Here is an 8,082-nt window from a genome sequence, read left to right as displayed (position 1 = left end):
CAGAACGTCGAGGTCGAATGTCACGCGTCGCATGAAGATAATCCTGATTTTCAGGACAATTAGTCAAAAACTTCCCGATATTCAGCATGAACCTATGGCGATAGAGACAGGCCGTCAAGGTCCGGATGCAGTCGGACCGTCAAGGGAAATTTAAGCCATGTCGCTCGTCGTTACGGATTTGCAATGCAGCCAGGGCAGGCCTCGGCAGCAGGCGGGTGGAGCCGCCGCTGGTGCCGCGACAGTCCGCTCCAATCATCGCTGGAAGGTGCTGGGCATCGGTGTTGCCGCCAATGCCAGTTTTTCGGCAACCTTCTCCGGCATCCCGGCGACAGCGGTTTTCTTGCGCTCGGGCTACCATCTCGGCAACGGCCAGCTCGGGGTGGTTCTCGGCCTTCTCGGCCTGGTGTGGCGCTGAGCGAACTGCCATGGGGATTTGCTCACCGACCGCTGGGCGATCGCCGCGTGCTGCTCACCGGCCTCGGCGCGACCGCGGCATGGCTGCTCCTCATGGCATTCCTGGTCGTGCCGTCACCGGCACACATCCCCGGGGTTGCGCTTCTGGCCGCCGTGGCTGCTCGTCACCGGCCTGCTCGGCGGCAGCGTCAACGGCTCGAGCGGCGCGCCATCATGGCCTGGTTTCGTGAAGGCGAGCGTGGCTTCGCCATGGAGCATCAGGCAGACCGCGGTGCCGCTCGGCGGCGGGCTCGGCTCCCTTGCCCTGCCGTCGCTCGCCTCGGACGCATGGCTTTGCAATGGTCTACGGCCTGCTGGCCGTATTCCTCCGCCGTCACGGCGCTTTTTCGCGTGGCGCTGGTTGCGCCAGCCGCCAATTGGCGAAGACGCGACGTCCGCCAGCGACGCCATGGTGCCGGCCCGCCCGACACCGCTGCGCAATCCGGACGTCTGGCGCATCGCAATGGCCATCGGCCTGCTCTGCGTCCCGCAAGTGGCGGTACTCACCTTCGCCTCTGTCTTCCTGCATGATTTCGGCGGCATGGGGACGGCAGTGATCAGCGCCAGCCTGGCAGCCGTGCAGGTCGGCGCCATGGTCATGCGCGTCTGGAGCGGCCGCTTCACCGACCGTCACGGCAATCGTCGCTCGTTCCTGCGCCTTTTCAGCATGCTGAGCGCGGGCGCTTTCGCCACCCTCAACGCTGCTTGTGTTTGTCGTGGCCACCATTCCCGGCTGGCAGCCGGTGCTCGCGACAACGATCGTTGCCACCCTGATCGTCGCCGGCATCTGTGTTTCGGCATGGCACGGCGTTGCCTACACCGAACTCGCCACGCTTGCCGGCGCCAGCAACGCCGGGACGGCGCTCGGTCTCGCCAACAGCTTCGTCTTTGTCGCCTTCTTCCTGGTGCCGGTCGCCATCCCTGGGCTTCTGGTTGTCGGATCATGGTCCGGCGTCTGGCTGTCGGCCGCCATCTGCGCGTTGATCGCCTGGCCGATCTTCCTGCGGCCAACGCCAACCGGATCGGCGTGATGCAAGGTCAGGCCGGGGCAACCAGGGGCAACTTCCCCAAGGACGGCGCTTGCCGGGACATCGGGAACCGTCGTTTGGCCCAGTCGATGGAGGGTTTCTCCACCGTCCGATGGAGTATGATCGAAAAGCCGAGGCTCAATATCGCTGCTGAAATTGCAGCCACCATCAGACTGTGGTGTCGGTGAATCTCAAAGACGAATGCCAGGTTATAAATGATGATTTGATGCACCATGTAGAACGCGAAGCTGATCTCGCCACAGAAAGTCAGAAAACGCCACGACAGAATGCGTGTCACGATGCCGGACTGATGTGCAAAGACATAGACCATGGCCGTGAACAGGGGATACATCCCATATTCGCGAAATGCGCTGGACGCCATGATCGACGCATGGCTGCTGAAAAATTGCGTGATCTCGGCATGCGCGCTCGCATAAAGCGCCAGGCAGGCTATTGCGGCGATCTGACATGACGCGACCCAGCCATCAGGGATGCGCCGACGTCGGAACAGTTGACAGACGGCTACTCCGGCCAGGAATTCCATCATGCGCAGAGGCGGAAAGAGCTGAACGAAGGATGCGTCCGTGACGTAGAAATCCTGCCATGGCCAGTTGGAAGGAGGCGGAAATACCGGTCCCGGCAAAACGCTCATGAAAGCCAGCAGACCGAGAACGGCGAGTGTCCAGCCGCAAATCACGAGCATGATCTGGTTTGGCCGCAGGATCAGAATGAACGGCAGCAGAAGATAGAAGAACAACTCCACCGATATCGACCATGAGACGCCATTGTATGCGTAAGCCGTGCCGTAAGTCGGAATCCAGGAACTCAGCAGCGTTGTCGTCAGATATGCGGTGAGCAGACGTGTCGGCACGGGAAGCGTCATCACGGCAAAGAAGCAGCACAGCATGTGAACAGGCCAGAGCCGGAAAAATCTCTGGACGATGAAGTTTCTTACCGAGCGCCAATCATGGAAGCGTCCGGTGAAACTGTACGACAGCACGAAGCCCGACAGGACGAAGAAAAACGAGACGGCGCAGCCGAGATCCACACCGCCGATGGATCGAGACGCGTCGATTCCAAATTCCCGCAAATGATGGACGAATATCGACAGGGCCGCGAAGGCCCGCAGCGCCGTCAGATTGTGGAGCTGGGGGCGTCCGGGTGCCGCCGTCGAATTCACGTCATTGGCGGTTGGGATCTCCACGACCGTTGCCTCGTCGTCCGGCTCTGCTCAGCCGCTGTTTCGAAACCGTCCCATGTGACGGCCGGAAGATGGATATCCGGTTAAGCTCGGCCCAACGCAGGGATGGCCCCGCGGCTTGGCGCGCATGACCGTCATCCTTCTCGCCGCAAAACCGCCCGACTTCGGAACCACGACCTTGAGCCGACTGAGAAAACCCGATCGAACCCGTTAACGTCCCATCAAGGTTAATGCATCATTTTGCTCTCCAGTGGGGTCAGTCGCGTTCCTGGAGAGAGTTCAGTGCATCGACGTGTGTTGAAACGGCTTGTTGCCGCCGCCGGTGAGAAGAAACGTGGCTTTCTGTCTCCGTTCGTCATCGGGCTTGGCATCTGGATCGGCTTTCCGACCGTCGCCGCCTACCAGGACATGACGAGCCTTGTCTCCGGCCTCGAAGCATCGAACACCCGCTGGAATTCCTATGTCGAGAAGTCCGTCGCCGGCTCGACCCATGCGGCCGAGATGCCGTTCGTCGATTCCGATGTCACCGGCTCTATCTCCGGATCGGGTGTCCATCTGGCAGGCGTCGGCAACGTGTCGTTTCGTGGCAAGGGCGGCAAGGTCAGCGGCACGCCCGACGAGGATCGCGTCGTGCGCGCCGACAAGAAGGGGCGCATCGTCCAGATGTCTCCCGTCGCGCCGCCGAAGAATTTCAATGCCGGCTCGATCTTCGAGCGCACCTCCTCCTTGCTGCGGCCCAGCATGGACAGCGGCCTGAAGATGGCCTTCGCCAAACCGCAGATCAAAGGCAAGGAGATCCAGATCGCCGCGGCATTCCATGCGCGCGAGGACAAGAAGCCGGATCCAGGAGTGCCGGCGATGCTTGCCGCGCTGGTCAACAACGACCATCCCGACGTGCTGGCGACCGCTTATGCGCAGGCCGAGCCCGACTATGCCAAGGCTTCACCCTTCGAAGCTCTGCTTCAGGACGAGCAGCCCAATGACGGCCGCTTCATTCCGCCGATGGCCAAGGGCGACCACTCGTGGATCCAGAACCCGCTTCCCGCAAGTGTCTTCTCCAAGAAGGAGCAGGCATGCCTTGCCAACGGCATCTATTTCGAGGCGATGAGCGAATCCGTGCGCGGTCAGGCCGCCGTCGCCCAGGTCATCCTCAATCGCGTCCGCAACCCGGCCTATCCGAATTCGATCTGCGGCGTCGTCTACCAGAACGACAGCTGGTTCAACCGTTGCCAGTTCTCCTTCGCTTGCGACGGCAGGAGGAAGCGCATCGACAGTCCAGCCGCCTACAAGACCGCGCAGGATATCGCCATGGCCGTCACCGCCGGCAAGATCTTCATCCCGGAAGTCGGATCGTCGACCCATTACTACGCCCAATATGTCCATCCCGGCTGGGCGCGCACGATGCACAAGATGACCAAGATCGGCCTGCATATCTTCTACCGCACCTATGGCGGCGGCTGGAGCTGAGCGCTGGACGATCGCTGATCTTTTCGCGCCGCACGCAGCCGATCAAAGAGCCATTGTTTGGGGGATTCGCGCCATGCATCCCCGTCATCGTGGCGGGCACGATGTCGCACCTTCATAACCAATTGATTTTATTGCCTAAAATACATGACAATGAACTTCCGCCCGTGGCTTGACTGGCGCAAACCCTCTAACTATGTTGCCGGCGACTTTAGAAGCGGACGGACGGTGACGGTCTGACCGGGCAGGGGGGTTACGATGGCCGACAAGAACGGGCCAGACGGAACCGGAGAAACCGGCCGCGGCAAGCAGCGTGAAACCGACATCCGCGACGACGATCTTGAGCGCCGCCGGCGTGACCTTGAAGCATCGCTTGCGGCAAGGCGGCCGGACCGGCTCGAGGGGAAAGACGACGCGAAAGCGGGCAGTGCGGCCGGATATGGCCAGGCGATCAAACTCTCCAGCGAATTCATCGCCGGGGTGGTGGTGGGCGCCGGCATCGGCTGGATCATCGACCGTCTGGCGGGGACATCGCCATGGGGTCTGATCGTGTTCCTGCTGCTGGGTTTTGGCGCCGGCGTGCTCAATGTCATGCGTTCCGCGGGCGTTGTGGCAGAATTCGGACAGGGCGATAAATCGCGCCGTGACCAAGACGACAAGAAATGATCGCCCTTCAGGCGACCTTTGGAAATGATCGCGCTTCATGTGCGGTAATCGTAACGAGGCCGTACGCGGCATTGACGGGGTTTCAACGTGGCAGCTGACAAGGTCGATCCGATCCACCAGTTCCATATCAACAAGCTGATACCGATCGAGATCGGCGGCTACGACCTGTCTTTCACCAATTCGGCGCTGTTCATGGTCGCGACCGTGGTCGTCGCCGCCGCGTTTCTGTTTCTCACGACCTCGAGCCGCAGCCTGGTTCCGGGCCGGCTTCAGTCGATCTCCGAGATGGCCTATGAATTCGTCGGCAACATGTTGCGCGATGCCGCCGGCACGCAGGGCATGAAGTTCTTCCCGTTCGTGTTCTCGCTGTTCATGTTCGTGCTGGTCGCCAATCTGCTTGGCCTGTTCCCGTATTTCTTCACCGTCACCAGCCATATCATCGTCACCTTCGGCCTCGCCGCTTTGGTGATCGGAACCGTGGTCGTCTACGGCTTCATGAAGCATGGTCTCGGCTTCCTGAAGCTGTTCGTACCGCATGGCGTGCCGGTGTTCCTGCTGCCGCTGGTGGTGCTGATCGAGGTGATCTCCTTCGTGTCGCGTCCGGTCAGCCTCTCGGTTCGTCTGTTCGCCAACATGCTCGCCGGCCACATCACGCTGAAGGTGTTCTCGGGATTTGTCGTCAGCCTGAGCGCGCTCGGCGCGGTCGGCGTGGCGGGCTCGGTCCTGCCGCTGGCAATGGCGGTGGCGCTGACGGCGCTGGAACTGCTGGTCGCTTTCCTGCAGGCCTACGTCTTTGCGGTGTTGACCTGCATGTACCTCAACGACGCCCTGCACCCCGGGCACTGAGCAAGAAGTTTCCGGCCCAAGAGTTTCCAACATTGGCGCCGGATGGAATTGCAACGGAATTTTAGATCCAAAGGAGTTGAACAAATGGACGCAGAAGCAGCAAAGTACATCGGCGCCGGCATCGCTTGCCTGGGCATGGGTGGCGCGGGCATTGGCCTCGGCAACATCTTCGGCAGCTACCTGGCGGGCGCTCTGCGCAACCCGTCGGCTGCTGATGGCCAGTTCGGCCGTCTGATCTTCGGCTTCGCCGTGACCGAAGCTCTGGGCATCTTCTCGCTTCTCATCGCGCTTCTGGCCCTGTTCGGCTGAGCGCTGTTCGGTCAAGCGTTGGGAAGATTGGACAGGCCGGCCGCGCGAGCGGCAGGCCTGAATTTCGGGGATAGTCCATGTTCGTGACATCTGCCTTCGCGCAAGAGTCCGCACCTGCAGCCGACACCAGCCACGCTGCGACGGAAGGCGACACGCATTCCGGCACCGGCGTGCCTGCCGAAGCGCACGGCACGTTTCCGCCATTCGATCCGGCGACGTTCCCGTCGCAGCTTCTGTGGCTGGCGATCACTTTCGGGCTGTTCTACCTCTTCCTGAAGCGGGTCGTGATGCCGCGCGTCGGGGGCATCATCGATGTCCGCAACGATCGCATCACGCAGGACCTCGACCAGGCAGCCAGGTTGAAGGGCGAGGCCGACGCCGCCGTTGCTGCCTACGAGCAGGAACTGGCGGAAGCCAAGACCAAGGCCAACGCAATCGGCCAGCAGGCCGGCGATGCGGCCAAGGCGGAAGCCGAGACCGCACGCAAGAAGGTCGAGGCAGCGCTCGACGAGAAGCTTGGCGAGGCCGAAGCACGCATTTCTTCCATCAAGGCCAATGCCATGAAGGAAGTCGGCAGCATCGCCGAAGGCACCGCTTCGGCCATCGTCGAGGCACTGGTCGGCGGCAAGGCCAGCAAGGCCGAGATCGCGGCCGCCGTCAAATCCGTGGCCCGGTGAGGAGCGCATCATGGATTACACATCTCTCGCGACGCTCTGGGCAACGGTTGCCCTCATCATCTTCCTCGGCGTTGCCGTCTATATCAAGGTGCCGGGCCTGATCGCCAAGGCGCTCGACGCCCGCGCCGCCAGGATCAGCAACGAGCTTGACGAAGCGCGCCGGCTGCGCGAGGAGGCCCAGCAGCTGCTCGGTCAGTATCAGCGCAAGCGCAAGGAAGCCGAACAGGAGGCCGCCGACATCGTCGCCGCCGCCAAGCGCGAAGCCGACATGCTTGCCGCGGAAGCGCACAAGAAGACCGAGGATTATGTCGCCAGGCGCACCGCGCTTGCCGAACAGAAGATCGGTCAGGCCGAGCGTGACGCCATCAGCGAAGTCCGCGCCAGCGCCGTCGACATCGCCGTCGAGGCAGCGCGTGCGCTGCTCGCCGGCAAGATCGACGCCAAGGCCGGTGCCGACCTGTTCAAGGCATCGCTGGTGGACGTGAAGTCCAAGCTCAACTGAGCGTATGGCGTTCAGAAATTCAAAAAGCCGCCCGGGAAACCTGGCGGCTTTTTTTGTTGTGGAAAACCGTCCCGGAGGTAGCGAAACCGGCAGAGCGCGCAATCTCCCCACGAGGGCGGAGATCATCACCCGCTGTCACCAATCTCCTTGGCTCACTCCAGGCCGGCGAGACTCTCTTCCTCGATCACCTCAGTCCCGCCAAGCCTGAACGGCGCGAAGGACACGCGGTGCAGCCGCGCCACCGGCCCATGCGCTTCGATCGCCGTACGATGGCGGGCCGTGGCGTAGCCCATGTGGACCTCGAACCCATAGCGATCGTGATGGTTGCCGCAGCCGCACATCATGCGGTCGCGCATCACCTTGGCGACGATCGAGGCGGCAGCGATCGATTGCGAGCGCTGGTCGCCCTTGATCAGCGCGCGGCCGGCGCAGGGCAGGCCGGGCGGCACGTCGCGCCCGTCGGCGAGCGCGAGCTTCGGTTGAACCGAAAGGCCGACCACCGCGCGGCGCATCGCTTCCAGGCTGGCTTTGAGGATGTTGCTGCCGTCGATACCCTCGGCGCTGACGGACGCCATCGAAACCCCCAGCGCGGAACCAAGAATCCGCACGAACAGTGCTTCGCGTTGCAAATGACTGAGGCGTTTGGAATCGTCGAGCCCGTCCGGAATGTTGGCGGGGTCGAGCACCACCGCCGCCGCGACCACCGGCCCGGCCAGGGGGCCACGGCCGGCCTCGTCCATGCCCGCCACTGGCCACAGACCATCGGCCATCGCCTTCGTCTCGAAGGAGAAGTCGGGTTTCTCGATGATCTCAAAGAGAAGCGGAGAATCGGAACGCGCGCGAGCCATGTTGCGGCGAGGTTCGCATCGGCTCCGATTCTCCGCAAGTCCCTCCGGGTCGGGTGGGGCGCCGGACCGGGAGGGCACCGTCTGCAGG

11 protein-coding genes are annotated in these 8,082 nt (G+C 62.4%); 8 read left to right on the top strand and 3 right to left on the bottom strand.

Going from position 1 to position 8,082, the window contains the following annotated elements:
• Positions 1-157 precede the first annotated feature (157 nt).
• Entirely contained in the window at positions 158-415 is a 258-nt protein-coding gene (locus ACFSQT_RS15595; RefSeq protein ID WP_379020041.1) for a hypothetical protein, read from the top strand.
• Between the two features lie 113 nt (positions 416-528).
• Here ACFSQT_RS15595 and ACFSQT_RS15590 read toward each other — a convergent pair whose 3' ends face one another.
• On the bottom strand, positions 529-1,077 hold the full coding sequence (locus ACFSQT_RS15590) for a hypothetical protein (RefSeq protein ID WP_379020039.1): 549 nt from the start codon (positions 1,075-1,077) through the stop codon (positions 529-531).
• 92 nt (positions 1,078-1,169) lie between these two features.
• Here ACFSQT_RS15590 and ACFSQT_RS15585 point away from each other — a divergent pair, with 92 nt between their 5' ends.
• On the top strand, positions 1,170-1,484 hold the full coding sequence (locus ACFSQT_RS15585; protein WP_379020037.1) for an MFS transporter: 315 nt from the start codon (positions 1,170-1,172) through the stop codon (positions 1,482-1,484).
• Positions 1,485-1,491: 7 nt separating this feature from the next.
• Here ACFSQT_RS15585 and ACFSQT_RS15580 read toward each other — a convergent pair whose 3' ends face one another.
• The gene (locus ACFSQT_RS15580) at positions 1,492-2,685 is read right to left on the bottom strand and encodes an acyltransferase family protein (protein ID WP_379020035.1); all 1,194 of its coding nucleotides are present in this window, start codon (positions 2,683-2,685) and stop codon (positions 1,492-1,494) included.
• Positions 2,686-2,964: 279 nt separating this feature from the next.
• Between ACFSQT_RS15580 and ACFSQT_RS15575 the strand changes: the two genes are divergently transcribed.
• The 6 genes from ACFSQT_RS15575 (at position 2,965) to ACFSQT_RS15550 (ending at position 7,146) form a co-directional block, all read left to right on the top strand.
• Positions 2,965-4,149 carry a cell wall hydrolase gene (locus ACFSQT_RS15575; protein ID WP_379020033.1) on the top strand — a complete coding sequence of 395 codons (1,185 nt, stop codon included), beginning with the start codon at positions 2,965-2,967 and terminating at the stop codon, positions 4,147-4,149.
• A gap of 255 nt (positions 4,150-4,404) precedes the next feature.
• Positions 4,405-4,812, top strand: coding sequence for an AtpZ/AtpI family protein (locus ACFSQT_RS15570; RefSeq protein WP_379020031.1), 408 nt, complete (start codon positions 4,405-4,407; stop codon positions 4,810-4,812).
• Positions 4,813-4,899: 87 nt separating this feature from the next.
• Positions 4,900-5,658: a F0F1 ATP synthase subunit A gene (locus tag ACFSQT_RS15565; protein WP_091576882.1), complete on the top strand. Its 759-nt coding sequence runs from the start codon at positions 4,900-4,902 to the stop codon at positions 5,656-5,658.
• Positions 5,659-5,742: 84 nt separating this feature from the next.
• The gene (locus ACFSQT_RS15560) at positions 5,743-5,967 is read left to right on the top strand and encodes a F0F1 ATP synthase subunit C (RefSeq protein WP_006206606.1); all 225 of its coding nucleotides are present in this window, start codon (positions 5,743-5,745) and stop codon (positions 5,965-5,967) included.
• A 77-nt stretch (positions 5,968-6,044) separates the two neighbouring features.
• Positions 6,045-6,644 (top strand): F0F1 ATP synthase subunit B, encoded by a 600-nt coding sequence (locus tag ACFSQT_RS15555; protein ID WP_379020029.1) that lies wholly within the window; start codon positions 6,045-6,047, stop codon positions 6,642-6,644.
• 10 nt (positions 6,645-6,654) lie between these two features.
• Positions 6,655-7,146, top strand: coding sequence for a F0F1 ATP synthase subunit B (locus ACFSQT_RS15550; RefSeq protein WP_379020027.1), 492 nt, complete (start codon positions 6,655-6,657; stop codon positions 7,144-7,146).
• Between the two features lie 152 nt (positions 7,147-7,298).
• Here ACFSQT_RS15550 and ACFSQT_RS15545 read toward each other — a convergent pair whose 3' ends face one another.
• On the bottom strand, positions 7,299-7,994 hold the full coding sequence (locus ACFSQT_RS15545) for a ribonuclease HII (RefSeq protein WP_379020025.1): 696 nt from the start codon (positions 7,992-7,994) through the stop codon (positions 7,299-7,301).
• Between the last annotated feature and the right edge of the window lie 88 nt (positions 7,995-8,082).

Origin of the sequence: Mesorhizobium calcicola (assembly GCF_042682105.1) — a bacterium.
Classification (GTDB): Bacteria; Pseudomonadota; Alphaproteobacteria; order Rhizobiales; family Rhizobiaceae; genus Mesorhizobium; species Mesorhizobium calcicola.
This window is presented reverse-complemented; position numbering and strand designations above follow the sequence as displayed.

Excerpts from the sequence above, each read along its gene's own strand:
- ACFSQT_RS15555 (WP_379020029.1), top strand. The coding sequence starts at position 6,045 with ATGTTCGTGACATCTGCCTTCGCGCAAGAGTCCGCACCTGCAGCCGAC.
- ACFSQT_RS15545 (WP_379020025.1), bottom strand. The coding sequence starts at position 7,994 with ATGGCTCGCGCGCGTTCCGATTCTCCGCTTCTCTTTGAGATCATCGAG.
- ACFSQT_RS15560 (WP_006206606.1), top strand. The coding sequence starts at position 5,743 with ATGGACGCAGAAGCAGCAAAGTACATCGGCGCCGGCATCGCTTGCCTG.
- ACFSQT_RS15550 (WP_379020027.1), top strand. The coding sequence starts at position 6,655 with ATGGATTACACATCTCTCGCGACGCTCTGGGCAACGGTTGCCCTCATC.
- ACFSQT_RS15595 (WP_379020041.1), top strand. The coding sequence starts at position 158 with ATGTCGCTCGTCGTTACGGATTTGCAATGCAGCCAGGGCAGGCCTCGG.
- ACFSQT_RS15570 (WP_379020031.1), top strand. The coding sequence starts at position 4,405 with ATGGCCGACAAGAACGGGCCAGACGGAACCGGAGAAACCGGCCGCGGC.